Genomic DNA, 26,442 nt, shown 5'->3' with positions numbered 1-26,442 from the left:
TCTTAGCCTTCGATGTTATCGGTGTTGTACTTGATCTCGTTATTCTCCTGAATCTGCAGGATGATATCGTAGACTGTGGCGTAATCGATCTCCGTCCACTTTCCGCGACCACCGAAGACCTCCGCGATCTTGGTGTCAGAGTAGTCGTAATCGAGGAATGCCGCCCTGATACCTTCCTGAATTTCTGGTTTCAGGTTGTAGCGGTAACAGAAGCTCGTTGTGGGGAACGGATTGCTGGCCCACACGACTTTGAGATTCGTCGGGTCAATGTTGTCCGCCTCGGCAACACGCGTGACACAGGTGCTACAAACCGGGGCAGCATCGTAGTCGTCGTTTGCCACACCGAGGATGCTCTGTTCGTGCCCGCCAGAGTAACTCACTTCGTAGTCGTCTCCCGGAGTGACACCCTGGTTCGAGAACAGCGCACGCGGAGCCAGGTTCCCGGAGTTGGACGACGGCTCAGCGTGTGCGACACGCTTGCCCTTGAGATCCTCCAGCGAGGAGATTTCGTCGTTGTCTGCCTGTGTGGCGAGCCACAGCCGATAGCCGAAGTCACCCTCTTTCGAAATCTGGAGTGAGAACGGGACAGCACCAGCCAGATTCACAGCAAACGGCGTTGGCCCAGTGGAGAACCCGGCGACGTGGAGGCGTTCGGATCGCATCGCCTCAATCTGTGACGCGTACGAGTTGAGGGGGAAGTACTTGACTGATTTCCCCGTTTCCTCGGCGATGTTGTCCATCAGCGGCTGCATGGTATCCCGATAGACTGCCGGATCCTCTGTCGGCGTCATCGCAAACGCGATACGGTCCGGGTCAATCAGCTCATCTTCATTGTCGGGAGTACTCTGGACGGGGTCACCGTAGCGAGGGGACTCGCGTTCCTTCATGTTCTTCAGGTCCTGCAGGGACCCCGTCTCGAATCCTGCCTCGATGAGCGTCTGCATCAGCTGCGGGAACTCCGGGTTCGCCGGATCGAACTCGGGATAGTTGTTACTTTGTCCGGAACTACCGTCACCGCTACTGGAGCCGCCGCCGCTATCAGTGCTATCTCCACCAGATGCTTCGGTGTTCTGGCTACTCTCCTGAGAACAGCCTGCAACGCCCGCTGCGAGCGCAGTAGCGCCAACTTTCAGCACAGATCGTCGGTCAACTGGGTTCTGTTTCATTGTCGACGCAGACATATGCGAAATCTGGGTTAAAAAGTATTTATGTTTAAATCTGACAAAACGATATAGCCTTCAAAACGAGTTTCAGCCATACATGACGTAGTATGAAAAATCAATATCAAAACACAATGTATGACAGATATTAGGTACTAACCGCTAATTGAGAGACGCTTTCGGTCTCCACAGAGACTATATCGATATTCAGGCCAGACTCAAGGCCAACACCTATTACCCATCAGTATATTTGTCTCCATATAGAATATAGTAGTATATAGACTATATAAAAATGACGGAACCACCGCTTGAAAGTTAAGATGACTGTAATGAGTGCAATCGCGAATACGGCTGTTTTCGGAGGTATAGAGGGGATAACTGTCGATCCTGAGATACTCCACCTTTTTATCGCAGGTGCGCTGGGAATGCTGCTCGGGCTCGAACGAGAGTGGGCCAACAAATCCGCAGGAATCCGCACGTTTACCCTGACGAGCCTGGTGGGGGCTGCCGCAATGTCGCTCAACGAGACAATCCTACTTGCTTCTGGCGGAGCGCTTGTTCTCGTACAGGGAGGGTTGCTTGGAGTCCGGGGGATAGTCGCACAGTGGACTGGCGACGATGGTGAGCTAGACTCTGGCCTGTCCCTGACAACGTCGACCTCGCTCCTCGTCGCGTACGCGGTCGGGATTTTGGTTGGTGCTAATCACGTCCTGATCGGCGTCATCATTGGGATAACGTCGTCGTTCCTGCTAGTCCTTCGCAGGGAGCTACACGAGTTTGCCAACCAGTTATCCCGAGAGGAAGTACGCAGCGCCGGTGAGTTTGCGATCATCTCATTTGTCGTATATCCGCTCCTGCCCGGTGGAACGTACGGGCCGTGGGATGCGATTGATCCGAAACTGGTCTGGATGCTCGTAATCGCAGTCAGTGGGATCGGGTTTGTCAACTATATCGTGATGCAACGATACGGCAGCAAGGGGATCGCTGTCACTGGTTTCTTCGGTGGGTTGGTGAACTCCACCGCCGTGATCGGTGAAATCGCGGGCCGTGCAAAGAACAACGTGGGAATCACAGAGCTTGCAGTGGGAACGATACTGATAGCTGATGCGGCGATGGCGGTTCGGAATTTAGCGATCATCGTTGCGTTCGTCCCCGAGTCGGCTGTCAGCGTTGGACTCCCCCTCGGCCTGATCGCCATCAGTGGCGTTGGACTCGCATATTACGATAGCAACTGGGAGGGCGATCTGGAACTGGATTTCGACTCCCCGTTTAGTAGCGCGAACGCGCTGAAATTCGGGGTGCTCTTCCTTGCTGTCTTGATTCTCACCGCTGGCGCACAGCGTATCTTCGGAACAGCTGGCTTCCTGATTACGAGCTTCCTCAGCGGCATCGTCTCGAGCGGCACGACGACAACGACTGCAGTGACGCTGACATCGACTGGCCAGATATCGCCGGCGGTAGCGGCACAGGGCGTACTGGCCGGAACCCTCTCCAGTATCCTCGTGAAAATCGGGTTTGCAACGAGTATCAACCGCTCACTGTTAGCGCCGGTAGTGCGAAAGTCGCTCTACCTGTCGCTGATCGGAATCGGTGGTGTGGTTATTAGCCTCCAAGTGATATGAACCGCCAGAGCTATCCGGATGGTACGAGGGCCGCCGGGGTCCCTGCGGCAAAGGAAGCGCCTGTGAATACGTCGGCAGCGGCGTCTGCCGAAGCGTCACTGTTCGAAACGGGGAATCTCTAGATGACGTACACCAGTGCTATTATCGATCTCGACGGAACGGTGTATCGAGGGGAGTCATTAGTTGAAAACGCTGCCGAAGGGGTCCAAGCAGTGCGTCAGGCGGGGCTTTCGACCCTGTTCGTTACGAACAAACCGATTGACCGCCGAGAGACATACTGTGAGAAGCTGAACGCGCTGGGCATTGAGTGCAGCAGTGATGACATAATCACGTCCGCCACGGCAGCAGCGGACTATCTATCCGCGCAGTATCCGGAGCGTGAGATTTACGTTATCGGCGAGGACGCCCTGGTCGCGGAGTTGCGCGCCGCTGGATTGAAGACGACGACTGACCCAGAGCGAGCAGGCACAGTCATCGCATCACTTGATTTCGGGTTCGATTACCAGACGCTACAGGATGCGCTAATCGCACTCACTGAGAACGACGCGCTCTTCGTTGCGACCAATCCGGATCGAACGTGTCCTGTAGATGACGGTGAGATTCCCGATGCTGCAGGGATGATCGGAGCGATAGAGGGAGTGACTGGGCAGGAGTTGGACCAGTTGATTGGAAAACCGTCCAACGTCATCCTGCAGATGGCGCTGGAGCGGGTCGGCGGAGAGCCCGACCGTTGCCTCATGATCGGTGACCGGCTCGAGACAGACATCAGGATGGGAAATCAGGCTGGAATGGAGACGGTACTGCCACTCACTGGCGTCACCAGTACCGCGGACTTGGCGGAGAGTGAGGTGCGTGCCGACCACGTCGTGACCGACCTTTCAGAGCTGGCAGCGATTGTAGCGGACGAGGGATAGGGCAGGGACCAAGGAGCGGTTAGCTGTTCCCACTGCGTCTATGCCTCAGATATCAATCGAGTACACCGGGGTAGTCAGCGATGATTCCGTCGACACCGGCCTCGACCAGTTTCTCCGCCTGATGCCAGGTCGTTATGGTGTATGGGATCACCTTCCGCCCCTCCTTGTGGGCAGTCTCGACCAGATCGATCTCGGCGAAACCCGGGTCTTCGAGGTAATAATCTTCGTTGAAGAAGGGCGTGTTCATAATCATATTGTACGGGGGCTGGATGTACTCCGCGTCCAGATCACGGACGACAGACAGTCCCTCCTCGATGGAGTCCCAGAGCAAGTACGCGATCGGAATATTGGGATTCGACTTTCTGACGGACTCCAGTGCAGCCCTCTGGAACGACTGAACGATAAAGTCGTTCTCGTGAGTGGAGAGGACGTCAAGCGCCTGCTCCGTAAACGGGTCCCAGGTCTCAACGGCCGATTCTGACGCGTCATCGTCGGGAGAAACTCCAGCGGCTTTCCACTCAATGTTGAGTGGGATGCTGTCCGGAGTGGCTTCGACGAACTCGTCTAGTCGTGGGATCGTCTCTCCGCTGTCACGGATTTCGGCGTCCAGAACGGTCTGTACATCTGTCTCCCAGACGTACCCGGATTCGTCTGTCAGGTCGTCCAGCTTATCATCATGGAATACGACGATTTCGAAGTCCTCGCCCTTCCAGGGTTTCCCGCCTGCAGGTACGAGGTCACACTCCATCATGTCAGTGTTGTACCCCGGACCGCCACGACCACCGTACGCCGCCTGTTGGACAGCAGCAATGGTGTTTTGCGGATACAGGCCGCGGTAGCCACGGTGTGCAGCAAGGATCGGTGTGGAAGCGATAGGCGGCTCGGTGCTGTCGTGATCGTTTTCTCTGCCAGCAGCAGTGCCCACGATGGACCCCAGAGCGGCAGCAGACGCACTCTTCAGCACGGTTCGACGGCATATGTCTGGTATTCGAACCATTCCGTGGCCTATTACCTACACAATCTATATATAGCTATTGATTAGTAATATCGATATATACGGGTTCGGAGTTGCGAGTCATTTTACCCCTCATAGGAGGTGTGTCTGTAGCTCAGTCGGAACTGACCGACCCGCAATAGTCCGACAGCGACGAACAGGACGACGGAGTTCGCTGGGACGGACCCAAACTCGTGGAACTGGAGGGGTCCGGGAGGGGGCGTGAATAATTGCGTACCGGTCCGACCGTCCGTTGTAGTGCGGCACATGCCGAAATGGCATATAACTGTAACTATGCGGCAGCCTCCGCTCACTTTCAGCGTGCTTGATTACTCAGTACGGGGACGTAGCTGTCAGGGCCACGGACCTGAAAGCAGCGCATCAGGAAAACAGTCGTTCCCAGAGCACCGAACAGCAGTCCGACAGTCGGATACGGAAAGACTCCCTCAAAGAGAATGACCAGAAACAGTCCGGCGAGTGTCACCTGCACGCCGAGAAACTCCGCCTCTATCGTCTCTATATCCTCCTCTCTCCCAGTCGTTAAAAACGGTTGTGCCGTCCGACAGGAAAACAGTTCAGGCACCGTGAAAATGTGAACTGTTAACTAAGAACCTCGATATATGGAGGCACGGATGCCACAGCCAGTCATTGCATCGGTCGGTGCCTCACCGCTCGGCCGCACGGACCTCCCAGGCCGCGACCTGTTCTCGGTCGCTCTCGCGGAGGCGTTCGACGAACTGCCCGACCCTGCCGACATCGTTGAGGCGGTGTACGTCGGTAATCAGTCGGAGAGCTACGAACACCAGATCATGTACGGGACGTTGCTGGCGGAGTGGGCCGGCCTTCGGTATGTCCCCGCTGAACGGGTCGAAGGGTGTGCCGCCGCGGGCGCGCTCGCGCTGCGCCACGCAGTCAAGGATGTCCGCAACGGTGAGCATGAGGCCGTGCTCGCCTGCGGTGTCGAGAAGATGACGTCTGCGGGCACCAGCGGCGCGACGGACGCGCTGTCGGCGGCATTCGACCGCGCCATCGAGCAGCGCTCCGGCATCACCGCACCCAGCCAGTACGCACTGCTCGGCCAGCGCTACCTCCACGAGACCGACGCCACGGAGCGGGACCTTGCCGAGATCGCGGTGAAGAATCACGCCAACGCTGCTCGCAACCCTCGGGCGCAGTTCCCGAAGGAAATCGACGTGGCGACTGTGCTGGAATCGGACCCAGTTGCCCCGCCGCTGAAACTCTACGACTGCGCGCCAGTCGGCGACGGTGCCGCCGCTGTCCTCGTGACGACCGCTGAACTAGCGGCAGACCTTGACCGGCCGCAGGTGCGCGTCGCGGGCAGCGGGGCCGCTGCGAACAACATCGCGGTCGCTGAGCGGAACATGACCGATATCGCTGGCGCTCGCATTGCTGCCGAGACGGCGTACGAAGAGGCGGGCATCGACGCCACGGCTGTCGACATCGCGGAGGTTCACGACGCGTTCACAGTCTGTGAGGCGCTCCTCGCGGAAGCTGCCGGCTTCGCGCCTACAGGCACGGGCTATCAGAGCTACCTGCCGCCCGCGGAGCGGGCTGACGGCTGGACAGACGTGCAGTTGAGTCCGAGCGGTGGGCTGAAGGCTCGCGGCCACCCCATCGGCGCGACCGGACTCCTGCAGGCGCTCGAAGCCTACGAGCAGCTCACCGGAGCCGCAGATGACCGAGCAGTCGAGGGGGCCGAGACGGCCCTGTTGCTCAACGAAGGTGGTGTCGCTGACGCTGTCACCGTCGGCCACGTGCTCACGACGGCGGAGGCACCATGACTGACAGCGACCTCGATGCGACCGACCCCCAGACACTGCCGGGGTTCTTCGACGCCCTTGCGGACGGCGAGTTACTGGGCGGGGTCTGTGCGGACTGTGGACAGGTCCTGTTGCCGCCGCGGCCGGCTTGCTACGCCTGCGGTAGCCGCGCCGTCGACGTCGAGCCACAGCCCCGTGAGGGACAGATCTTCTCGTACACGGCAGTTCACACGCCACCGCCGGCGTTCGCGGAAGACGCGCCATACACGGTCGCCGTCGTAGAACTCGCGGCCGGTGGCCGCCTCCTCGGACGCGTCGCCGCCGATTACGCCGATGTCTCCATCGGTGACCCAGTCGAACTCACGGTGCGCGAGCCGACGGCTACAGAGCGGGAGGTGGCGCTCGACTACGAAACCGACTGGCCGGTTCACGTCTTTCAGCCGCGGTGAGAGCAGGCCTCGCAGACGACAGCAAGACGGTCGCGGCCACCCCAGCCACCCCTACTTGACTCAGGAACGGTAACTGATACAATAGACCCGCTGGGACGAGGCACGGAGCCACGAGGTCTCAATTATCGTCCCGGGGGAATCGTCTCTATCTCAGAAATGACAAACCGATCCCGGTCGATCACGAGGTCGAAATTTGAGACGGTAAGCGTACGCCGTTGTCGGAGTCCCTCGCCAAACCATCCGAAGTCGAGCACAGCTTCGAAAGACCGTTCAAGCAGCCCCTGCCGCTGTGCACTGATGAAGTCAGCATCTCCAGCAGCGATGAGTATACTGTTTGACTCAGCTACAATATAACAGATCGTCTGCGCACTAAAGTACAGATCGCCTGGTTCGAAGAACTTCCATATCACCGGAACGAAGTCGGTGAGAGAATCGACGAAGACCACTTCACCTGGTTTCGTCTCGATGAGGTCGTCAAACCGCCGGAATACATGTTGATACTGCTCCGTTGACTGGTCCGTCTTTGATTTGTACTCGAAGCCGCCACCAGCCCCGGGTTTCATTGGCCCGAGAGTGACCATTTCCTCGGCAAGGCTGTGGACCTCGATGTGGTCAGGTGCGAACGTCTGTAGAATTGAATTTTCAGCGTAACAGTGCCTCGTTGACGGCGATCGTCATGACGACAATTTCGGCGGTAGACGCGCAGTTATCCGCTGTCATGATAGTTGGACGGTGAGTCCCCAGCAGCTGTATGAAAAAAAGACAGTCAGTCTAAGGCACAAGTATTTTAATACTAATCATATAATAATCGGTTGGGTTCTGGTCCCCGCTCCACTTCCCTCTGGATCGCCCCAATTCAGCAACTGACCCGGGTCCAGAACCCGTTGTCGTGGATGACGACTTCCAATGGTGTGTTGCACGCTGCTGCCCCATGGCTGCACACCTACCCCCCACTCTGTTGTTGCCTGATCGGTGGTGGTTGTGCAGGCGTGCCAGTCTCTACCTGAATGTATCAGTAAGCAGTCTGGCTGCGGTCCAGAACTCGGCAGGCATGAAGGATATAGCGCACGCTTCTCCGCATTCACCTCAGACCTGCGTGGATTCTGTGCCCCATTGATTCGTCTATTCTATCGACTGTGTCAGGGCTCAACTCTGTCGTCGACGCCGCGGTATCCGCTAGTTCGATGTGTCCCGACTCTCCCACTCTCAGCAACTGACTGCTCCGTTGATGCACATAGCGGGACCGAAGTTGTGCGACGTAGAACTGTGGACACCGCTAGAGACTGTGGCAGGATGGCCGGTTTCCGAGAGGGCTTATCTTATGCCATTCGATGACATGTCTCAACAATGTCTATTTACTAGGCGATTATTACATCCGAGTGGGTTCTGGTCCCCGCTTCAACCACCCCTGATTGCTGGTCGTCTGGTAGGGTTTCTCGGGTCCGGAACCCAGCCGTGCCTCTGACATAGCAGTACGGTGGGTCACAAATTGCCCATTGTGGCCCACCATTTCCCTCCAAACGATCGGGCAGGGTCCAGTCCCTGGTTGTGTCGTACTGTTGTTCCGTTGGAATGCCGGTAAAATGGGATCGCAGCGTCTTGCAAACGTCTCTACAGGTGAGCAGGCCGAGTGCCTCGGGGCTACCCGAGGCGGTTCACACGGAACTGGTGCAGCCACGTGTCAGCGTCAGTCAGCGAATACACGTTGGTGCAAGCGTGTTCAGTACTCATCGCTTCTGTTTTTCCGTTTACGTATCATAGCCCGGCTGGCATACGTAGCGCGCGGCTTGACCTCAGCGGCACTCGCCTCAAACCGCACACCCGAGGTCGTCAAGCGTCTGAAGCGCCGTCTCGAGGTCCGACTGTTTGACGAGCACGTGGTCCGTCGAATACGCCGAGACGACGAACACAGAGACGTCGGCGTCGGCCAGGGCCGACGCGACAACTGCGAGGAACCCGACCAGTTCGAACGGGAGTTCAACATCGAAGGTCAGTCGCTTCCAGCCACGTTCCACGTCAGCGGCCTCGTCCACGGTTGGGCTGGTCTGGTCGACGACGACGGTGGTCTCTGTCTCGTCCTGCACCGTCACGAACGCGTCCGGGTCTGGGTGGGCCGTCCGGCAGACGGCGTACACATCGTCAGCAACAGTGACCGTGGCGTCTTCCAGAAAGTCAGCCGGTTCCATCCCGTCGTCTTTGGTTCCTCTCCCACTAGTAGTGGTCGGTGTAGAATGCCGACCAGCGGGCCTGAGTCAAGCATGAGCTGGAAGCCGCAGCTTCGAATTTCCGCTCTGCACTGAGAGACAGCCAATCAAGACGGGTGATCGCTACTCCTCGACCCACTTGCACCGGAGCTCGTAGCGTGCCACGGCGTCGACATCGACGCCAAGTGCGAACTCAAGTGTGGTCGACTCACCGACGCCAACGGCGTCCACTAGCGTGCGTCCAGCTTGATATACCTGCTCGCCGGTATCGGAGCGAAACGTACAGACGATCCGTGGGACTGGCGGGTCGGTTGTGATAGATTCGTCGCCGTCGTTTTCGGCCGTCACCTCGACGGCGATTTGAGTGCCAGAGTACGTCGCCTGAACTGCGTAGTCGTGTGAGAGGACGAGCGGCGTCTCGTTTGTGCTCACGGTTCCGTTGACGCTCGACCCAGTACAGCCGGCAAACAGTGTCCCCACCCCGGCGGCCAGCGATCCGAGGACGGCACGTCGGTGCATGCTATGACCCCGGACACCTCCAGAATAAATGTCCCGTCCGTACTGTCCGGACGCCGCCGAATCTCGGACCGGCGAGCGCGCCGCCGGTGGGGTCAGTGCAGTTCGGGCAGCCTCTCGACCAGCGCCCGGAGATCCGCCACCTCGGCGGTCGGTTCAACGTCGAGGGACACGTCCGAGACGTGGTCACGTCGGAGGAAGACCGAGTCGATGCCGGCGCGGTGAGCCGCGACAACGTCCTTCTCGGAGTCCCCGACGTACAGCGCCTCGCTCGCGTCCAGGTCAGAAAGCGCCTGCTCGATGTACGCCGGGTCCGGTTTGCGCCGGGCCGCGCCCGCGAGGGTCGGCTGGCGGCCGTAAGCGGTGTCGAAGCGGTCGATGTCGTGGTGAGCGAGCAGAAATTCGACGGTCGCGTGCTGGTTGTTGCTGACCAGTCCCAGCGGCACGTCGAGCGCGTCGAGCGCGCGCACGTCGTCGTAGACGGGCTTGCCGCCCGCGCGGGTGTGGGCCTGCTGGGCGAGGCTCGCGGTCAGTTCGCGCTGGTGCCAGAACGCCTCGGCGTCGAGGCCGTGGTCGGCGATCAGGTCCCGCGGGACCGCGTCCTCGGCGACGGACTGTCGGACCGTCGACGCGTCGACCGGCACGTCGAAGGCCGCGAAGGCGTCCACGACGGCGTCGACGAGAACGCTCTGGTCGCTGGGTTCGACGATCACGCCGTCGTTGTCGAAGACGACGGCGTCGTACTCAGTCATCGCCCGGCACCCCCGTCTCCGGAAGCGGGGCGTCGCCGTCGGTGCAGGCGGCCACGTCGGCGACGGACTTCATCTCGAAGACGAAGCAGTCCGCCGGGATGGCGTCGATCAACGGTTCGGGCGCAGACAGCGGGTCGTGCTGGTCGGCGGTCCCGTCATTGTCGTGGAGGTGACAGACGCGGATTCGGTCGCCGAAGCGGTCGACGAAGTCGCGCCAGTCCTCGCCGGTCACCTTCGCGTGGCCGACGTCGAGCGTGACGCCGAGGTACTCCGGAATCACGTCGACGGATTCGAGCAGTGCCGCGAGGTCGTCTGGCGTGGTGGTGTAGCGCCGCGTCGTCTCGTCGAAGGGCTGGTTCTCCAGACAGAGCGGGACGCCGACCAGCTGGGCGTACTCGGCGCACTCCGCGAGCGACCGCTTCGCGCTCTCCCAGGCCTGTTCGTGGACCCACTCGGGGTAGCGCTCCGGGACCGACCCGCCGTGGACGACGACGGCCTCGGCCCCGGCGTCGGCGGCGTCGTCGAGCGTCCGCTTGACTCGCTCGACGGAGTCCTGCCGGACCACCTCGTCGTAGCTCCCGGTGTTCCAGTCCCGGAACGGCGCGTGGTACGTGACGCTGACGTCGTAGCGCTCGCACAGTTCTCGGACCGCTCGCGGCCCCGGCGTGTCGGGGTGGCCCGCGAGGTACTCGCGCTTGAACTCTACGTGGTCGAGACCAAGGTCGGTGACGTATCGCACGAACGCCTCGACGGTCGTCCCGTAGCGGATATCCATCGCCGCGCCGACGCGGGCGGTCATCGCGTCCCTCCCGCCGCCGGGTCCGCGCAGTACACTGGCTGGCCGGCGACGAGTGCGCGCGTCACAGTGGGCGTCGGGTCGCGGTCGACGACCAGCAGGTCGGCGCGCGCCCCGTCCGCTATCCGGCCGCGGTCGGTGAGACCGACCGCGTCGGCGGGGGCGGCGCTGACCCGCCTGACCCGCGCCGGGAGCGGTTCGCCGGTGTCGACGAACGCGCCGGCGAGCAGCGACGGGGGGTGGTAGTCCGCGACCAGCGCGTCGACCACGCCAGCCCTGATGGCGTCGGCTGTCGAGAGGTTGCCCCACTGGCTCTCCCCACGGACGAGGTTCGGCGCGCCCATCGCTGTCGTCATCCCGATGTCGGTGGCCCGTTCGGCCGTCTCCAGCGTGATGGGGTACTCCGTGATGTCCACGCCGGCCTCGCTCAGTCGGTCGACCTCGGCGGGGTCCTCGTCGTCGTGGGAGGCCGTCACCGCGCCGGCGTCGTGGGCGGCCGCGACGACCCGGTCCACACGCTCGCGGAGCGTCGCCATCGAGATGTCGGTTCGCTCGGCGATCATCTCCTCGGCCTCCTCGACCGTGCGGTCGTCGGCGTTCTCGTAGTACCGCTTGAACGCCTCGACGTCGCGGAACTGGCCCTTGCCGGGGACGTGGCTCATCACCGAGACGAGGTCGGCGTCGCCGTTCTCGACGACGTCCAGCACCGCGTCGACGCACCGGCGCTGGGTCACCTCACACCGGGCGTGCAGGCGGTGGTCCGCGAGCAGGTCGTCGGCGGCGGCGATGGCGTCGGTCAGCGTCGCCGCGAGTTCCGGCGAGCGGTCCTCGTCCGCGTCGTCCTCGAAGGAGATGGCGTGGAACTTCGTCGTGATGCCGGCCGCGAGGTTCGCACGGTCCGCGGACGCGAGCGCCATCGACGGGGGCATGCGCGCACCCGACCGCGGGTGGAGGTGCGTCTCGATATCGTCGCCGTGCAGGTCGACGAGGCCGGGCAGGATCAGGCGGCCGTTGGCGTCCACGACGGTGTCGGCGTCGGCGTCGACAGCACCCACGCTCACGATTCGGTCCCCCTCGACGCGGACGCCGCCCTCGACGACCGCGTCGGGCGTGACGACCCGGCCGCCGACGATGGCGACGCTCTCTGCGGCGGTCTGAGCGGTCGAACTCATCCGACCACCACCTCTCCGTCGAAGGCGTCGATGGGGACGACCCGACGGAGGCGGCCGTCGTCCAGCACGACCACCCGGTCGGCGACGGCCTCCACGACGTCGGTGTCGTGGAAGACGCCGACCACTGTGGTCCCCGCGTCCAGCGACGTCGAGAGCAGGTCGATGGCGGCCCGGCGCGTCTCGGGGTCGAGGGCGCTCGTCGGTTCGTCGAGCAGGAGCAGGTCCGGTTCCGGCGCGAGTGCCTGCGCGAGGTTGACGCGCTGGCGCTCCCCGCCGGAGAACGTCGCCGGGTACGCCTGCCAGAGTTCCTCCGGCACTGACAGCGCGGACAGGAGGTCGCGGGCGGTGTCCCGGGCGTCCTCGCGGTCGGTCCCCTGCTCGACGAGCGGCCGCGCGACCACGTCGACTGCGGGGACGCGCGGTATCTCGTCGAGGAACTGGGAAGTGTAGCCGATGGCGTCGCCCCGGAGGTCGATGACCGTCCGGTCGGGACAGGACGCGAGGTCCACGTCGCCGTCGGGGCCGTGGTAGACGACGGCGCCCGAACTGGGCTCGTAGGTGCGATAGAGGCACTTCAGCAGCGAGGACTTGCCGCTGCCGGACTCTCCGACGATAGCGAGGAACTCGCCCTCGCGCACGTCGAACGATACGCCGTCGAGGCCGACGACCTGCGTGTCGCCGAGCACGTGCATGTCGAAGGTCTTCGAGAGACCGTCGACGGACAGGACTGTCATATGACTGAGTTGATGAGGGTCTGGGTGTACTCGTGGTGCGGGTCTTCCATCACGCGGTCCGTGAGGCCGGACTCGACGACGCGCCCGTGGCGCATCACCAGCGTCCGGTCGGCCAGCAGGCGGACGACGCTCAGGTCGTGCGAGACGACGATGGCCGCGACGCCCTCCTCGCGCTGGACGCGCCGGAACATGTCGAGGACGCGGGCCTGGACGCTCACGTCCAGCCCTGTGGTCGGTTCGTCCAGCACGACCAGGTCGGGGTCCGTCGCCAGCGCACGGGCTATCTGGACCCGGCGCTGCATCCCGCCGGAGTAGGTGCTGGTGGGGTCGTCCATCCGGGTGACGGGAATCTCGGTCGCCTCAAACAGGTCCCGGACGCGCTCGCGGACGTCCTCGTAGGACCGCTCGCCCGCCGAGAGCAGTTTCTCGGCGACGTTGCCGCCGCCAGTGAACGAGAGGTTCAGTCCGTCGCGGATGTGCTGGTGGACCAGGGCGATGTCGCCGGTCCGGAGGTCGTGACGCGTCTCGTAGTCGACGTCGAGCAGGTTGCCGTCATGGCCGGCGTAGCGCACTTCTCCGGCGGTTTTCGCGTCCGAATCGCGCTCCAGTGCGACCAGTTCAGCGAGGCTGGACTTGCCGCTGCCGGACTCGCCGACGATGCCGAGCACCTCGCCGGCCTCGACGTCGAGGTCGGCCTCGGCGCAGGCCACGACGCTCCCGCAGTGGGGACACTGGTTCGTCCCGGCGCGGTCGCCCGTCGACTCGACGCACTGTGGACATCTGGGCCCGTACACCGTCTCCAGGCCCTCGGCGTCGAGCAGCGTCACTGCCCGTCACCTCCACGGACCGCCTCGTCGCCTGTGACAGCGTCGTCGTCCGTGGCCGCACGGGCCGCCCCGTCGTCTGCTGTGGCCGTCTCACTCGTTCCCGGCCCCCAGTCGACGCTCTCGCGGTCGAGGTGGTGGGCCTTCGACAGGTCGGGATTCTCGCGGCGCTTCTCACAGAAGCTCGCGTCATTGCAGGCGTAGCGCGTCTCGAAGCCTCCGTCCGCGTCCGCGGCGGCCTCCGAGACTTCGACGAGGTAGGTGTCGGTCGATCCGCAGGCGTGACAGGCCTCGTCCGGGAACCGCTCGACCGTGAACTCGCGGTCCTCGAAGGCCAGCGGTTCGACCTCTGTGTGGGGCGGGACGGCGTAGATGCGTGCCTCTCGGCCGGCGGCCAGCACGGTGAGGTGGTCGGCATCGTCGAGTTTCGGCACGTCCCAGCGAGGGATGGGTGAAGGGTCCATCAGGTAGCGCCCGGCGACCATCGTCGGGTACCGCGACGCGATCTGGATCTCGCCGTACTCGACGACATTCTCGTAGAGGTGGACCCACATCTTCCCGTAGTTCCGGTGGGCATGTCGGCGTCGGTTCGCGGCGTCGGAGGGGTCGACCTTCCGGAGGGCGTCGGTGACCGGCACCTGCAACACGAGGCGCTGGTCGTCGGTCAGCACCTCCTCCGGGATGCGGTGGCGGCTCTGTATCAGGTCGGCGGCGGTGGTGTCCGTCGTCGTCTCCACTTCTGCCGTGTTCTCCGCTAGCCGGCGGATGTTGGCCGCGTTGACGCTCTCGTCTGCGCCCTGGTCGATCACTTTGAACGTGTCGTCGGGGCCGAGCAGCGACAGCGACGCCTGTATCCCGCCGGTCCCCCACCCGCGGGCCAGCGGCATCGGCCGTGAGGCGTAGGGCACCTGGTGGCCGGGGATGGCGACGGCCTTCAGCATCGACCGCCGGACCTCGCGCTTGGTGTGTTCGTCGAGATACGCGTAGTTGTACCCCGCGAGGCCGTCGCCGTCGAGCGAATCCAGCGCGGCGTCGACGGAGTCGGTCGCGACGGGTGTCCCCCCGTCGGGCGAGACGTCGTTAGTGGTGGTGTCCTCAGTCATCGTCACTCGCTCCCGCGACTGCCGGTTCGGCTGGCTGTTCGTCGTCGACGCGTCCGTCCTCACGAAGCCCCTGGCGCTCCCGGATCGCGCGGATGCGGTCCAGAATCGACTGGAAGGTGACGTAGTGGGGCAGTTTGAGGTGCTCGATGAAGCCGAAGGCGTCCATCCCGTCGACCGTGTCGAGGACGAACTCGGCGTCCTCGGCCGGTTCGGCCTCGCCGTCGAGCTGTATCGAGGCGTCGAGGATCGTCATCCCGATGGCCTTGCGTTCGTTGCGACCGAACGTCAGGCCGTAGCCGAAGGCGAACTGGGGGTCCTCGCGCTTCTCGTAGACAGGCACGACGGCCTCTGACTCGGTGACACGCGTGTGCGCGACGGTCACGTCGTCGCCGGTGTAGGGGTGTTCGATGCGGACCGGCAGGTCGCCGACGCGGACCTCCGCCAATGTCGGGTGGACCTGGCCGTACCCCCGGAGCGCGGAGTAGCCGAGCGCCGTCACAGCGCCGGTCTCGCCCCGGGCGAGTTCCTGTAACACCTCGTCGCGCTCGGGCGGATGCGTCACCGACTCCCGCGTGGTGTCGTTTGGCTCCTCAACGTCCGGGGCGGTCGGTTCGTGGAGCAGGCCCTCCTCGCGGAGCAGTTCTGTGACGTTCGTGAGCCGCTCGGGTTCGCCTGCGTCCTCGACGTCCCAGTCCTCGGTCGGGTCCGTCGGGTCGCCGTCGACGAGGTCGAAGTCCAGCAGGCGCTGGGTGTAGTCCTTGGTCGCGCCGAGAATCTGGCCGCCAGGGACATCTTTGAACGCCGGGGAGACGCGCCGCGAGGCGATCATCTCGCTTGGCTCGACTGTGACACTCTCGTCGAAGCGCTCCAGCGTCGAACGGTAGGCCCGCAGGAGGAAGGCGGCCTCGACGGCGTCCCCCTGGGCCTGCTTGACCGCCAGCGCAGCCAGTCGTGGGGCGTACAGTCCGCCCTCGCCCATCGCCTGGGCGGTGAGGCGACCGAACTGGTCGCGAATCTGGTCGACATCGACGTCCTCGGAGTCACCGATCCGCTGACTCTCGAATAAGTCGGCCGCGCGCTCGATGAGTTCCTCGCCGGCGGTGACGGCGACGTATCCCATTCAGACCACCTCCGCGGTGAGCGACCGGGGGAGGGCCGCGAGGCTGTCGTCGGCCGCGAACACCGCGTCGACGCCCCGGGGATAGCTCGACTGGGCGTCGGTGAGCGCGGCCAGATCTGCGGCGGGCAGCGACACCGACAGCGTCGTCTCCCCGTCGACGCCCGGCCCGGTAATCCGAACGGTCGTCCCGGCCCCGGCGGCCCCAGCGGCGAGCGACGCCACGCGGTAGACGACCGTCGCGCCGTCGCTGGGTTCGACGAGCGTCCCGCGTTCGCACTCGCGTACGTCGACGTCTCGGTCGCCGGTGAGGTGGACGATGTCGGCCGCCTCGGGCGGCGCGGCGTCGAGACGCCCCTGGTCCGAGAGCGCGTCGCGGAGCGTCTCGTCGGTCGTCGAGAGCGTCACTTCGTGGTCGACCAGCGTCGAGACGACGGCCTGGTCTGCCGGCGACGGGACGGACTGGACCGTTCCCGGCCGACTCATCGCTTCGAGCAGACCGTCGAACGCGTCGCGCGTGTCGTGGACTGGGTCGAGACCGAGCGCCCTCATTCCTCGCCCTCCATCGTCTGGAAGTCGACGGCCGTATGCTTGCTCTCGGCCCACGCCCGCCGGCGCTGGTCGCGCTCGCTGTCGGCGACCGCTTCGAGCGCCGCGACGATGTCCGGCGTCGCCTCGTGGTCGCCGGCGACGGCGGCGTCGACGATAGCCCCAGAAAGCGCGGCGCGCTCGCGCTTGCCGGGGAGCATTGCGAATCCGCGAGCGCCGTCGAGTTCGACCTCGGCGGGCGTCACAAGGACCTCCCCGAGATTGAACGGCCGTCGCTCGACCGGTTCGCGTACCTGTTGCATCACCAACTGCGGCCGTGGCTCCTGACGGACGGACAGCGGCGGGTCGTCCGCGAGGACATCGTTGGCGAACCGGGCGAGCGTCCCGCCCTCGCAGGCGGCGATCAGCTCGAACCGGTCCGACCGATCATATGGGTCAACCATGCACTCACTCTATCAGGACTGCAACTACCGCATAAGGCTTCACTCGGTACTCTCTATGCCCGACCAGCTGCTGGGGTTCGCTCCCCCTCCTGTCTCTGTGCGTCTATACGGGTATGTACTTGCTAGCCACGTTGTGGAGATAGTCACCAGCCGCCCTCAGACAGGTGGACGCTCTGGACTCTACGCAGCCAACTGTTATTCGACCCCTTTACCAGCCCACAGATGATGTCAGACGACGCGACTGAATACGGGTTCGGGGTATCGGACACAACGAACGGGACACAGTCTGGTGCGGTCAACCGCCGTCGATTCCTCGCCGGTGGTGCGGCCGCCGCTGCGACATTTGGTCTCGCCGGGTGCAGCTCCGTGATGGGCGGTGGGAGTGGTGGCGGCGCAGAGAGCGTCACGATGCTGCTGACGCCGGGGACGCCGGCCGACGCCCGTCGGCGCTACAAGCCGGTCCAGAACCTCATCAACGGCGAGGTTGACGGCGTCAACGTGGAAATGAAGGTCCCACAAGATTACTCCGCTATCCGACCGGCGCTGGAGAGTGAGCAGGCCGAGATCGGGATGGACGACGTGACACTCATCTCCAACCCCGACCTGATGGACGTCTACGGAACGACCGTCACGGGCGGGTCGGCGTTCTACTTCTCGGTAATGCTAGTCAAACCGGACTCGGAGATTTCAGAGCGGACAGACGTGGAGGGCAAGACGTGGGCTTTCGCCGACCGCCTCTCGACCAGCGGCTCCATTTTCGCGCTCTACACGCTTCAGGAGGCTGGCCTCGACATCGGTGAGGCACCCAAGGGGCCGCCGGAAGACTTCGAAGGGAGCTGGACCGACCACGACATCGCTCTGCAGAAACTCGGGAACGGCGAGGCTGACGGCGCGACCACCTGGGGTGGGAACGGCATCCCGCACATCCCCGAGAAGTACAAGTCAGACTTCCCCGACCGCGTGCTGGACAAGAGTTCCTTCCTCGACACGCTCGGGACTGAAACGCCGGCATTCAAGCCGATCTGGTGGTCCTTCCCCATCCCGAAACAGCCGATGTACGCCCGCAAGAGCTGGGACTCCGAGAAGAAATCGGCGATCGGCGACGCACTGGTCAATTCTGATAAGGAAACTATCCAGCAGTACTACCCGGACGACTACAACGAGGAGGAACTGCCGTTCACGACACTTAGAGACACCTCAATGGAGACATATCAACCGGTGATCAAACGGATGAACGCAGTCGGCATTGACCCCGCGGCCTAAGCGCTTAGGGTACTATTTTTATCATGAGTACGCTTAAGGTAGAAAACCTGACAAAGGAGTACGGTGACGTGACAGCCCTCGAATCAGTATCGTTCGAGATTGAAGACGAGTTCGCGGTCTTGCTCGGAGAGTCTGGGGCGGGAAAGTCGACGCTGTTGCGCTGTGCCAACGGTCTGACCGAGCCTACTGAGGGCGGTATCTATCTCGATGACGAGGAGATTGGCGGGTCGCGGACAGACGTTGGGATGATCTTCCAGCAACACAACCTTGTGGAAGGCGTCTCGGCGTACCTGAACGCTCTCACTGGGTCTCTGGACCGCGTTTCGATGGTCAAGAGCCTGCTTCAGTGGCAGGCCCGCGAGGACAAGGTCCGGGCGTTGGAGGCTCTGGAAACAGTCGGCCTGCTCGACGAGAGCCACCAGCGCGTCACTCAGATGTCGGGCGGGCAGCAACAGCGCGTCGGCATCGCCCGCGCGCTGGTCCAGGACCCCCGTCTCCTGCTCGCGGACGAACCGGTCGCAAGCCTCGACCCCGCCAGCGCCGAAACAGTGATGGGCTACCTCCGGAAGGCCGCGATGGAGCATAATGTGACGGCGCTCGTAAGCCTCCATCAGGTTAACATCGCCGCACACTTCGGCGACCGATTCATCGGCTTGAAAGACGGTCAAAAACTGTTCGACGTGGGTCGGGAGGGCCTGACGCCCGATTTGATTGACGACCTGTACGGCAGCGTCGAGACGGTCGGCCTAGCAGACCAGGACGACCTCGCCGACGGCGCTGCCGGTCTCCCCGGAGACGAGGACCACGAGCGGAGGGTCGAAGCGTGAGTTCGGCCGACGGCAACCGCGTCGCGACATACTTCGGGTTCGACGACGTGGGCGACACCGCCGCGGAACAGAAACTTCAGGAGATGAAGCGCCGTAAGACGAAACGGCGGCTCTGGACGCTTTTAGGCCTCGTTGGCACCGGTTTGATATTTTATTTCAGTCTCCGCGTAATCGAGTTCGAACTGCTGATGCTGGTCGAGCAACTCGACCAGTTCTACGAGGCACTACTGGGGTACTTCCCACCGACGACGTACTTCGGCGTTCCGTTCGTTGATCTCGGTGAGTACTGGGCGTTCATGATGGCGGAGAATCTTATTCTCACCGTCGAGAACGGACAGATCGTCTGGGGCGCTATGTTCGTCACGTTAGCTGTCGCATTCGCTGGGTCGGTACTCGGACTGCCCGGCGCGCTCTTTTTCGGCGTGATGGCAAGCGAGCGGGTTGTCCCCTACCCGTTCAATTTCGTCTTCCGCGGGACGATGAGCCTCATTCGAGCTATCCCCGGACTTGTCTGGTTCCTGATACTCATCCCGCTGGCCGGGGTCACACCGTTCACCGCAGCTCTGGCGATAATGGTCGACACAACGGGATACCTCGGCCGGTTGTTCACCGATGAGCTCGAAGAGATAGAGGACGGACCCATCGAGGGGATCCGCTCGACGGGCGCGAACCGCTCGCAGGTCGTCTCTTTCGGGATGCTCAGTCAGGTGTTCCGGCAGTTTATCGCCTGGATCGCCTTCGATCTGGAACACAACGTGCGGGCCGCTATCGGCCTCGGTATCATCGGCGGCGGCGGCCTGGGTCTGGAACTGTACATCCAGCGACAGACGTTCCACTACACCAATATGATGGCCTGTATCATTCTGATCTTCCTGTTAGCCGGATCTGTTGAACTAATCAGTCAGCGTGTCCGGTCGTACCTGCGAGAGGACGACGACACCGAACAGACCGGCGTCCTCGACGCCTTCGTAAACGCGCCGAAGAAGATACTGGCCTCGACGATGGGGCGTCGCCAGTGACGTACGTCGAGGACTACGGGGCGGACCGGACCCGGTCGCTCGGTCCCGACCCGACGCTGCACGACCCCGTCTCGATCACTGAGAGCGAACTCGGGGCGTGGACCGAGGTTCGGCAACGGTCTCGACTCAACGAGTCTGCTATCGGCGACTACACCTATCTCATGGAGGACGTACAGCTGGATTTCACGACCATTGGGAAGTTCGGCAACGTCGCCGCCGCGGCCAGACTCGGGCCGACCAACCACCCCATCGACCGCCCGACGGCACATCACTTCACCTATCGCGCGGCGATGTACGACCTCGGAAAAGACGACGAGTCGATATTCGAATGGCGGGCCGACCAGCCAGTCGAAGTCGGTCACGACGTGTGGATTGGCCACGGTGCCATCGTCCTCCCCGGTGTCTCTATCGGTGATGGGGCCGTCGTGGGCGCGGGTGCCGTCGTTGCCGACGACGTGGCGCCGTACTCCATCGTTGCGGGCGTCCCCGCCGAGCCGATTCGGCGGCGTTTCCCAGAGGACATCGCGGCTCGCATCGCAGCGACTGAATGGTGGGACTGGGACCACGAGACGCTCCGCGAACGACTCGACGACTTCCGCGATTTAGAGACCTTTCTCGACCGGCACGCGCCCGAGACAGCCGACCCCGCGACGCTGGATTGAGCAGTCTGGACCCGTCTGTACTCGCGCTGTTTTTGTCGGTTCAGATCTCGACGTGGTCCGGCTGGACGCCAGAATGCAACTGAACGGCCAGCTCAGCGGCGTCGACCCAGTAGTAGATAGCCCGTTCAAGTGCACGCGTAATGGTGACGAGATACCCGTACATATCGGGGTCGTACGCTGTCACCAGTTCGAATAACTCATCCAGATCCCGGTGGACAGTGACCTCCTCCTCTCGGAGTCTGTCGAGTACTTCGAGTTCACAGTCGAATAGAATTCTCGAAAAGTAGTCGTTGATCTGCTCCCCGGATGCAAAAATATCCGTCATCCGTTCGTTCACCATCCCAGTCGCGTCGGTCTCCTCACGAGCGACCACGTCGGCAATGAAGCAGGCCCGGTCGCCGACGATTTCGAGATTGGTCGCAATCGTCGAAAGGTCGGCAGCGACGCGGTTACCGGGCCAATCAGTCGTCAGCGTGTAGGACTTCAATTCCGACAGCACTGCGGAGTAGCGCTCATTGGTCAACGATTCAAGTTTCTTCGCCGAGCGATCAACAGGGTCACCTTCGAAGGCTGCACGAGCCGCTTCGTACTGGCGGGTGGTCACCGACTCTAATCGTGCGAGCAGTTTGAGGAGCGCTGCACCTCGGTCATCAGATACATCGGCATCTGTTTCGGTCTCTTCGGCTGATCCACCGTATAGCTTCGAGATGTTCGGTGCACCACGGTAGAGTGCCTCATCGTCGACAATGTAGCCCTTTCGAACGACGTTTTCGGCCTTGAGTTCCTGAAGCAATTCCGAGAGGTACTGTTCAGAAATACCGACTGTGCGTGCCAGCTTTTCTTTCGTCTTCGGAGCGGTTCGGTCAATCGCCTCGACAACCTGTGCACGTGTTGCATCGCGACCCTGTTGATCCCTCGCCAGCGGGTGGTGCCACGTTCGATGGGACATAGCTGCTTCTCTCTACTTGCAGTATTAGCCCTGTTCCACAGACTGTCCGGACGGCTATATAGCGTTGTTAGCTGCCGTGACGTACTCTGTTTTTCCCTTCCGCTCTGGCGGCCTGTACAGATATATACCACTTCCTACCAGGATAGACCCCTCATATAAAATATAATATCTATTCTGTTATCAGCGGGTAGTGTATGGAGACACGGAAGGTGCAACTCTCGGGGGGAACGACATTTACTGTCTCTCTGCCGAAATCGTGGGCGCAGGAACACGGAATCGACGCTGGATCCGTGCTCTCACTGCATCCCAACGACGACGGATCGCTACTGATTGAGGCGACAACGGATCGCACGATGGAGGCCCGGACGACGACAGTCGATGTGGCGACCGACTCAGACAACGCTATCCGTCAGCAAATACACGCCCTGCACGCCGTCGGTTTCGATACAGTGACGCTGCTAGATAGAACAGGCCACTCCGCGGAGCGCCGGAAGTTGGTTGAGGACACTGTCTCGAAGCTCTCAGGATTCGAACTGTTGGAGGCCGGTGAGACGCGAATCCGCCTGACCAACCTCATTGACGCCAACAACGTCGATGTGCGTAAGTCTGCGCTCCGGTTGCGGCTTGTCATGCTGGGAATGCACCGTGATGCCGTTCAGGCCGTGCTAAACGGCGACGAAGCACTTGCTCGGCAGGTCATCAACCGCGATAGCGAGGCCGACAAGCTGTTCGCGATGGTGACCAGACACTTCCGTCGCGCGCTGACAAACCTCCAAGAGGTAGAGAAGCTCTCATACGGTCGTGACGAGCTATTCGAGTATTACTATGCTAGCCGGCAGTTCGAGCGATGTGCAGACCATGCCGAGAAGATAGCGCGCTTTGCTCTCGACCCCGACGCAGTGGTGCCAGCGACGTTCGCGGATCGCATTGAGTCGCTCTCGGCGACTTCCCGACAGGTCGTCGACGACGCCGCCGACGTGATCCTCGCCGACGGCGGCATCGAGGCCGCACACGCTGCCCTCTCCAAGCGCAACGATTTGAGCGACAATCTCCAGGCGCTGGATCGAGACCTCTACGGGCACGATACCCCCGGCGAGGCCTACGTCGTGGGTCTCTTACTCGACAGTATTCAGCGGACTGCTGAGTACGGTGCCAACGTCGCTGGCATCGCTATCCAGCAAACTGCTCGTGAATGCGAGTGTCTCGACTGAATAGCGGATCGACGGTGCGACGATGCGTGGCCAGTGTGCGGGGCACGAGCGGCGGCATGGATAAGAGGTAGCGGGAGAGTCGCGGCCAGTGATTTCAGGTACCCGGTCGCACCGAGCGACGTGATCTCGCTGAGCGGGTCAGCAGCGAGGGACCTCGCTGTGGTATTCGTGAAGTTGCCCCCGGGAAATCTGACCGCACTGGCATAGTGCGTGCCGCGTGTGTGGCCCAATCAGTTACGCCACTCGTTGATGAGTGTCGGTATGATAACGCCAACGCCGAGTAGCACAGCGAAGTGAATCCATTGATTGTCGGTAACAGTTATGCTACCGAATACCGACACGAGAGCGAGTATGATAAAGACAGCTGTGATCTTGGTCTCTGTACTGACAAAGCTCGTTGAACGACTGGAGGGCGGTTCTGACATCTGGTTAATGTTTGATCGCATTCTAAAAATGTCTTACCTAGAGTATCAGACCCAGCAACTGCCCCGAGCCGAACAGCATAAGAGGCGCACCCGCGTATAAAGTGGGGCTACACGGCCCGCAGCTTACGAAAAGCAGTCAGCGATTCAGGTGTGCAATTCTGAAAAGTCGCCATAGCCACGCCGATGCTGAAACCCAGCAGGAAACGCCTGGAGGGTATGCGTGTGGAAACCGCAGGGCCACATCGGCCTGAAATCCTGTGACGGGAGGGTTGTGGTTTCTGGCGATACCTTCTGTTCTTGACGGCCTCTCTGTACTGTACTGGCAACGGTCATACAGGTGCAGTTCAGCCGTGCTATCGAATTCGAAGTATGTTTGTTGTTCAGGTGTAACGACTTGAGTGCTACCAATCATGACCCAGCGGTTCCCGACTTTCGTCCGCGGTCTGGGTGTAATCGCTGCGAACTGTATTCCGCTGGTCGGAGTCACTGCCTGGGGCTGGGACCTCTGGCTATTACTCGTTGTCTACACAGCTGAGGCCGCCTTTTCAGTCCTCATCGCAGCGACGAAGGCCCTGTTCGCTGAGCAGGGATCTCCGGGACGTCCCGGACAGCACGAGCCGTTACATGAACTCCGGGAGAAACGCGGTAGTTTTCAGCTCTATTCGAATTTGCCACCGATTTATCCACGGAACATTCCTTTCGCGCTCACGGTGTTGGGGGTCTGGTTCGGATTCATCGGGCCGATCAGCCTTGTCTACCTCATGACGCTCGGGCCGGCGATTCAGGTCTCAGTGGGCCTCGCTGTGAGCATCGCGGCGTTGCTGTTCTCACAGATCGAGGAGTTCGTGGTTGAGTACATCGGCACCGGTGAGTATCGCGACGTGTCTGCGCAGGAACTGATCCGGACACCGGCACAGTTGACCTTGGTACTGCTCTTTGTCGGGCTTCTCACGCTGGGTGGGTCCCGTGCCGGTCGTATAACGCTGCTAACGGGACTTGTCATCGGAAAAACACTCAGTTCGGTCTACCGGTTCTACGTGGAGCATTTCGGAGGGTCGCTTCTCGATGTGAATATAGACCTTTCAGATGACTTGCCCAGAAGCGAACCGCCACCGGAGCCAAAGATGCCTGAAGAGCCGGTCGAAGCCAGTGTTGTCGTCGACAAGAAGTCCGTTATACTGGGAAGTCTCAGCGCCGTCGGGTTCGCACTAGTCTCGCGGTTCACACTTCTCACTGTCGCGGCGCTTGTCGTCGCGCTACAGATCGGTCACCCGGTCTGGATCGGGCTGCTCTCGGTCGTACTTCTCTGTATTATCGGTGCTCGTATGCTGAGTTTCTACCTCCGCTACGGAACGATCGAGTACCAACGCCGGGGCGAGTTTCTGGTCGCTTACGACCGACTGTTGGAGTCACCGCAGTGGATTGCCACGGTCGGTCCGGGAACCGACTTTTCCGTTATTAACGCTATCGTCGACCGGCTTCGTGACACGGGCCGGTTACGAATCACTGGCGTTGATTCGGTCGACGGAGGTAGCGTGCAGTTCGGCCCGCTGTCTGATCTCGACGAAGCAATCAACACGCTACAGCTTCCAGTACACCAAACGGAACGGCCAGAGCGGGATCCAACGATCATCGCAGCTGCCGGCGGCCTGTTGCTCTTTTTTCTCGCAGTACCAGCCGGGCTGTTCCTCGCCCCCGGAATCGACTCGGGAACAGCCTACGCTTCACTGGTTGTTATCGGACCGTTCGCCGTGATTCACGCTGGTATCTTGTTGTACGTCGCGCTGTCTCGGATCTGAGTGAGCGCCTTCGGCGAGCCATTGATCGACCGCTTTTCATGGCTACATTGACGTGGAGTCGTCGAAGCGAATTCGGTCGGAGTCAGCGGTTCGGGTACCAGACAGCTTGTCCGGGCGTATGATGTACCCATGTATCGTCGTCAAGCAGTTGTGGATCCCGCCATCGAAATCGCCCGTTAGAGTCATACGATATCGGTGGTTCAGTCTTCCGCGTCCGGAACTGCGTCCGCGCACAGGCTGCAAAAGCTCCCTGGTATCTTTTCCCTCGTGGTGTGAACGTATACTGTGTGAGAGTCGTCTCGGGACCGGTATTACTGGTGGCCTCAACAGTGAGACTATCTAACCCAGCGTCTTGGGGACTCATTCCGGTTATCTTCCCCGGGAAATCCGAAACGAAACGGATCCGGTCTGGTTTGTACGAGCTGGTATCGCTCTGGGTGGACCCGCCGTACACTGTGGCCTGCATATCGACAGAGACTACCGCTGGGTCAACATTAGCAGCCATCCGAAGGGTATCCCAGCGATCAAAGCCGCCGACATCGTTCACTCCGCGAATTCGTGACCGGCCGATGGTCGTGGCACCGTCAGGACCCTCCAACTCCAATGGCGCGGGACACTCCGGCAACGATGGTTCGAGCACTTCACTGACAGCCCACGGAAGGTCCCGCGGTAGCTCTGCACCGACGAATTTGTGTGTGTCCAGTCGGCCCTGTTTCGGGACAGCAGCGGCGATCCGGTCCGTTGGCCCCCACCCGTTCTGAGTGAAGCCGTACCGACGCTCACTGTCGGCGCACGCCTGCATAACGGTCCACTGCGCGTCCGCGCCTGCCACGACAGCAGGGCGGCCGTCAGTGAGACAGTCGCGGACTCGCTGGACTTGGTCGTCCCCGGATGGGTACACACTCACGTCAGCACTGGCTCCATCCGTGACAGATGAAACCGGCCTAGGGCCCGGGAAGTCGACTTCTTTAGCGACAAAAACGCGATATCTATCAAGCTCTCTAGCGGGCGGAGCCTCTGCTGCCGGTGAATTGTTCACAAGAGATCCACAACCAGCGAGGGAGACTCCCAGTCCAGCTCCAGCAGCTGCGAGGAGGGTGCGGCGGGTACACGAGGACATAGGTGTTAGTTCGGTCGTAGCTATGTTGATTTTTTCA

General features: G+C 61.8%; 27 protein-coding genes. 10 read left to right on the top strand and 17 right to left on the bottom strand.

The genetic code is table 11. The features are described from left to right. Window positions 1-2 precede the first annotated feature (2 nt). Window positions 3-1,136 (bottom strand): phosphate ABC transporter substrate-binding protein, encoded by a 1,134-nt coding sequence (locus BVU17_17380; GenBank protein ID AUG49387.1) that lies wholly within the window; start codon window positions 1,134-1,136, stop codon window positions 3-5. A gap of 353 nt (window positions 1,137-1,489) precedes the next feature. Here BVU17_17380 and BVU17_17375 point away from each other — a divergent pair, with 353 nt between their 5' ends. Both BVU17_17375 and BVU17_17370 read left to right on the top strand, forming a co-directional pair. After that, entirely contained in the window at window positions 1,490-2,782 is a 1,293-nt protein-coding gene (locus BVU17_17375; GenBank protein ID AUG49386.1) for an MgtC/SapB transporter, read from the top strand. 122 nt (window positions 2,783-2,904) lie between these two features. Next, the gene (locus tag BVU17_17370) at window positions 2,905-3,696 is read left to right on the top strand and encodes an HAD family hydrolase (GenBank protein AUG49331.1); all 792 of its coding nucleotides are present in this window, start codon (window positions 2,905-2,907) and stop codon (window positions 3,694-3,696) included. Window positions 3,697-3,748: 52 nt separating this feature from the next. Here the strand turns inward: BVU17_17370 and BVU17_17365 are convergent, their stop codons facing one another. Together BVU17_17365 and BVU17_17360 are read right to left on the bottom strand one after the other, a co-directional pair. Next, window positions 3,749-4,660 carry a glycerophosphodiester phosphodiesterase gene (locus BVU17_17365; protein ID AUG49385.1) on the bottom strand — a complete coding sequence of 304 codons (912 nt, stop codon included), beginning with the start codon at window positions 4,658-4,660 and terminating at the stop codon, window positions 3,749-3,751. A gap of 346 nt (window positions 4,661-5,006) precedes the next feature. After that, the gene (locus tag BVU17_17360) at window positions 5,007-5,273 is read right to left on the bottom strand and encodes a hypothetical protein (GenBank protein AUG49330.1); all 267 of its coding nucleotides are present in this window, start codon (window positions 5,271-5,273) and stop codon (window positions 5,007-5,009) included. Window positions 5,274-5,322: 49 nt separating this feature from the next. On the opposite strand from BVU17_17360, the gene BVU17_17355 reads away from it, so the two are divergent. Together BVU17_17355 and BVU17_17350 are read left to right on the top strand one after the other, a co-directional pair. After that, a complete protein-coding gene (locus BVU17_17355; GenBank protein ID AUG49384.1) occupies window positions 5,323-6,492 on the top strand; it encodes a 3-ketoacyl-CoA thiolase in 1,170 nt (389 codons plus the stop codon). After that, window positions 6,489-6,920 carry a hypothetical protein gene (locus BVU17_17350; protein ID AUG49329.1) on the top strand — a complete coding sequence of 144 codons (432 nt, stop codon included), beginning with the start codon at window positions 6,489-6,491 and terminating at the stop codon, window positions 6,918-6,920. Before BVU17_17355 ends, BVU17_17350 begins: the two co-directional genes overlap by 4 nt. A 122-nt stretch (window positions 6,921-7,042) precedes the next feature. On the opposite strand, the gene BVU17_17345 is transcribed toward BVU17_17350, so the two are convergent. From BVU17_17345 to BVU17_17290, 12 genes are all read right to left on the bottom strand, one after another. Continuing rightward, window positions 7,043-7,483, bottom strand: a complete 441-nt coding sequence (locus BVU17_17345) for a hypothetical protein (protein ID AUG49328.1) — start codon at window positions 7,481-7,483, stop codon at window positions 7,043-7,045. Between the two features lie 1,245 nt (window positions 7,484-8,728). Beyond that, a complete protein-coding gene (locus tag BVU17_17340; protein ID AUG49327.1) occupies window positions 8,729-9,106 on the bottom strand; it encodes a hypothetical protein in 378 nt (125 codons plus the stop codon). A gap of 141 nt (window positions 9,107-9,247) precedes the next feature. After that, window positions 9,248-9,643 (bottom strand): hypothetical protein, encoded by a 396-nt coding sequence (locus tag BVU17_17335; GenBank protein AUG49326.1) that lies wholly within the window; start codon window positions 9,641-9,643, stop codon window positions 9,248-9,250. Between the two features lie 92 nt (window positions 9,644-9,735). Continuing rightward, complete coding sequence (locus BVU17_17330) at window positions 9,736-10,392, bottom strand: hydrolase (GenBank protein AUG49325.1); 657 nt, start codon at window positions 10,390-10,392, stop codon at window positions 9,736-9,738. Continuing rightward, window positions 10,385-11,167, bottom strand: a complete 783-nt coding sequence (locus BVU17_17325; protein ID AUG49383.1) for an AP endonuclease — start codon at window positions 11,165-11,167, stop codon at window positions 10,385-10,387. The genes BVU17_17330 and BVU17_17325 overlap by 8 nt, the downstream gene beginning before the upstream one ends. 20 nt (window positions 11,168-11,187) lie before the next feature. Beyond that, the gene (locus BVU17_17320; GenBank protein AUG49324.1) at window positions 11,188-12,360 is read right to left on the bottom strand and encodes an alpha-D-ribose 1-methylphosphonate 5-triphosphate diphosphatase; all 1,173 of its coding nucleotides are present in this window, start codon (window positions 12,358-12,360) and stop codon (window positions 11,188-11,190) included. Further along, window positions 12,357-13,094 (bottom strand): phosphonate ABC transporter ATP-binding protein, encoded by a 738-nt coding sequence (locus BVU17_17315; GenBank protein AUG49323.1) that lies wholly within the window; start codon window positions 13,092-13,094, stop codon window positions 12,357-12,359. The genes BVU17_17320 and BVU17_17315 overlap by 4 nt, the downstream gene beginning before the upstream one ends. Continuing rightward, the gene (phnK, locus tag BVU17_17310) at window positions 13,091-13,921 is read right to left on the bottom strand and encodes a phosphonate C-P lyase system protein PhnK (protein ID AUG49322.1); all 831 of its coding nucleotides are present in this window, start codon (window positions 13,919-13,921) and stop codon (window positions 13,091-13,093) included. Before phnK ends, BVU17_17315 begins: the two co-directional genes overlap by 4 nt. Then, window positions 13,918-15,021, bottom strand: coding sequence for a carbon-phosphorus lyase (locus tag BVU17_17305; GenBank protein AUG49321.1), 1,104 nt, complete (start codon window positions 15,019-15,021; stop codon window positions 13,918-13,920). Before BVU17_17305 ends, phnK begins: the two co-directional genes overlap by 4 nt. After that, window positions 15,014-16,141 (bottom strand): carbon-phosphorus lyase, encoded by a 1,128-nt coding sequence (locus tag BVU17_17300; protein AUG49320.1) that lies wholly within the window; start codon window positions 16,139-16,141, stop codon window positions 15,014-15,016. The genes BVU17_17305 and BVU17_17300 overlap by 8 nt, the downstream gene beginning before the upstream one ends. Continuing rightward, the gene (locus tag BVU17_17295; GenBank protein ID AUG49319.1) at window positions 16,142-16,690 is read right to left on the bottom strand and encodes a phosphonate C-P lyase system protein PhnH; all 549 of its coding nucleotides are present in this window, start codon (window positions 16,688-16,690) and stop codon (window positions 16,142-16,144) included. It lies immediately after the preceding gene. After that, complete coding sequence (locus tag BVU17_17290) at window positions 16,687-17,130, bottom strand: phosphonate C-P lyase system protein PhnG (protein AUG49318.1); 444 nt, start codon at window positions 17,128-17,130, stop codon at window positions 16,687-16,689. Before BVU17_17290 ends, BVU17_17295 begins: the two co-directional genes overlap by 4 nt. Before the next feature lie 225 nt (window positions 17,131-17,355). Between BVU17_17290 and BVU17_17285 the strand changes: the two genes are divergently transcribed. From BVU17_17285 to BVU17_17270, 4 genes are all read left to right on the top strand, one after another. Further along, complete coding sequence (locus tag BVU17_17285) at window positions 17,356-18,393, top strand: phosphate ABC transporter substrate-binding protein (GenBank protein ID AUG49382.1); 1,038 nt, start codon at window positions 17,356-17,358, stop codon at window positions 18,391-18,393. A 23-nt stretch (window positions 18,394-18,416) separates the two neighbouring features. Beyond that, window positions 18,417-19,220, top strand: a complete 804-nt coding sequence (locus BVU17_17280; protein AUG49317.1) for a phosphonate ABC transporter ATP-binding protein — start codon at window positions 18,417-18,419, stop codon at window positions 19,218-19,220. 83 nt (window positions 19,221-19,303) lie between these two features. Further along, window positions 19,304-20,239: a phosphonate ABC transporter, permease protein PhnE gene (locus BVU17_17275; GenBank protein AUG49381.1), complete on the top strand. Its 936-nt coding sequence runs from the start codon at window positions 19,304-19,306 to the stop codon at window positions 20,237-20,239. After that, window positions 20,236-20,901: an acetyltransferase gene (locus BVU17_17270; protein ID AUG49316.1), complete on the top strand. Its 666-nt coding sequence runs from the start codon at window positions 20,236-20,238 to the stop codon at window positions 20,899-20,901. The genes BVU17_17275 and BVU17_17270 overlap by 4 nt, the downstream gene beginning before the upstream one ends. 40 nt (window positions 20,902-20,941) lie before the next feature. Here BVU17_17270 and BVU17_17265 read toward each other — a convergent pair whose 3' ends face one another. Beyond that, window positions 20,942-21,850, bottom strand: coding sequence for a PhoU family transcriptional regulator (locus BVU17_17265; GenBank protein ID AUG49315.1), 909 nt, complete (start codon window positions 21,848-21,850; stop codon window positions 20,942-20,944). A gap of 194 nt (window positions 21,851-22,044) precedes the next feature. Between BVU17_17265 and BVU17_17260 the strand changes: the two genes are divergently transcribed. After that, window positions 22,045-23,061 carry a transcriptional regulator gene (locus BVU17_17260; GenBank protein ID AUG49314.1) on the top strand — a complete coding sequence of 339 codons (1,017 nt, stop codon included), beginning with the start codon at window positions 22,045-22,047 and terminating at the stop codon, window positions 23,059-23,061. Window positions 23,062-23,291: 230 nt separating this feature from the next. Here the strand turns inward: BVU17_17260 and BVU17_17255 are convergent, their stop codons facing one another. Beyond that, window positions 23,292-23,486: a hypothetical protein gene (locus tag BVU17_17255; protein ID AUG49313.1), complete on the bottom strand. Its 195-nt coding sequence runs from the start codon at window positions 23,484-23,486 to the stop codon at window positions 23,292-23,294. Window positions 23,487-24,664: 1,178 nt separating this feature from the next. On the opposite strand from BVU17_17255, the gene BVU17_17250 reads away from it, so the two are divergent. Further along, entirely contained in the window at window positions 24,665-25,285 is a 621-nt protein-coding gene (locus BVU17_17250) for a hypothetical protein (GenBank protein ID AUG49380.1), read from the top strand. Window positions 25,286-26,442 lie beyond the last annotated feature (1,157 nt).

Source organism: Haloarcula taiwanensis (genome assembly GCA_002844335.1).
Taxonomy (GTDB): domain Archaea; phylum Halobacteriota; class Halobacteria; order Halobacteriales; family Haloarculaceae; genus Haloarcula; species Haloarcula taiwanensis.
Note: the sequence above shows the minus strand (reverse complement) of the source record. Positions and strands in the feature narration are given on the sequence as shown.

Bases quoted from the DNA above. Each gene is read 5' to 3' on its own strand.
- BVU17_17375 (AUG49386.1), top strand. From the start codon at position 1,490: ATGAGTGCAATCGCGAATACGGCTGTTTTCGGAGGTATAGAGGGGATA.
- BVU17_17370 (AUG49331.1), top strand. From the start codon at position 2,905: ATGACGTACACCAGTGCTATTATCGATCTCGACGGAACGGTGTATCGA.
- BVU17_17355 (AUG49384.1), top strand. From the start codon at position 5,323: ATGCCACAGCCAGTCATTGCATCGGTCGGTGCCTCACCGCTCGGCCGC.
- BVU17_17350 (AUG49329.1), top strand. From the start codon at position 6,489: ATGACTGACAGCGACCTCGATGCGACCGACCCCCAGACACTGCCGGGG.
- BVU17_17345 (AUG49328.1), bottom strand. From the start codon at position 7,483: ATGAAACCCGGGGCTGGTGGCGGCTTCGAGTACAAATCAAAGACGGAC.
- BVU17_17340 (AUG49327.1), bottom strand. From the start codon at position 9,106: ATGGAACCGGCTGACTTTCTGGAAGACGCCACGGTCACTGTTGCTGAC.
- BVU17_17335 (AUG49326.1), bottom strand. From the start codon at position 9,643: ATGCACCGACGTGCCGTCCTCGGATCGCTGGCCGCCGGGGTGGGGACA.
- BVU17_17330 (AUG49325.1), bottom strand. From the start codon at position 10,392: ATGACTGAGTACGACGCCGTCGTCTTCGACAACGACGGCGTGATCGTC.
- BVU17_17325 (AUG49383.1), bottom strand. From the start codon at position 11,167: ATGGATATCCGCTACGGGACGACCGTCGAGGCGTTCGTGCGATACGTC.
- BVU17_17320 (AUG49324.1), bottom strand. From the start codon at position 12,360: ATGAGTTCGACCGCTCAGACCGCCGCAGAGAGCGTCGCCATCGTCGGC.
- BVU17_17315 (AUG49323.1), bottom strand. From the start codon at position 13,094: ATGACAGTCCTGTCCGTCGACGGTCTCTCGAAGACCTTCGACATGCAC.
- BVU17_17305 (AUG49321.1), bottom strand. From the start codon at position 15,021: ATGACTGAGGACACCACCACTAACGACGTCTCGCCCGACGGGGGGACA.
- BVU17_17300 (AUG49320.1), bottom strand. From the start codon at position 16,141: ATGGGATACGTCGCCGTCACCGCCGGCGAGGAACTCATCGAGCGCGCG.
- BVU17_17295 (AUG49319.1), bottom strand. From the start codon at position 16,690: ATGAGGGCGCTCGGTCTCGACCCAGTCCACGACACGCGCGACGCGTTC.
- BVU17_17290 (AUG49318.1), bottom strand. From the start codon at position 17,130: ATGGTTGACCCATATGATCGGTCGGACCGGTTCGAGCTGATCGCCGCC.
- BVU17_17285 (AUG49382.1), top strand. From the start codon at position 17,356: ATGTCAGACGACGCGACTGAATACGGGTTCGGGGTATCGGACACAACG.
- BVU17_17280 (AUG49317.1), top strand. From the start codon at position 18,417: ATGAGTACGCTTAAGGTAGAAAACCTGACAAAGGAGTACGGTGACGTG.
- BVU17_17275 (AUG49381.1), top strand. From the start codon at position 19,304: ATGAAGCGCCGTAAGACGAAACGGCGGCTCTGGACGCTTTTAGGCCTC.
- BVU17_17265 (AUG49315.1), bottom strand. From the start codon at position 21,850: ATGTCCCATCGAACGTGGCACCACCCGCTGGCGAGGGATCAACAGGGT.
- BVU17_17260 (AUG49314.1), top strand. From the start codon at position 22,045: ATGGAGACACGGAAGGTGCAACTCTCGGGGGGAACGACATTTACTGTC.
- BVU17_17255 (AUG49313.1), bottom strand. From the start codon at position 23,486: ATGTCAGAACCGCCCTCCAGTCGTTCAACGAGCTTTGTCAGTACAGAG.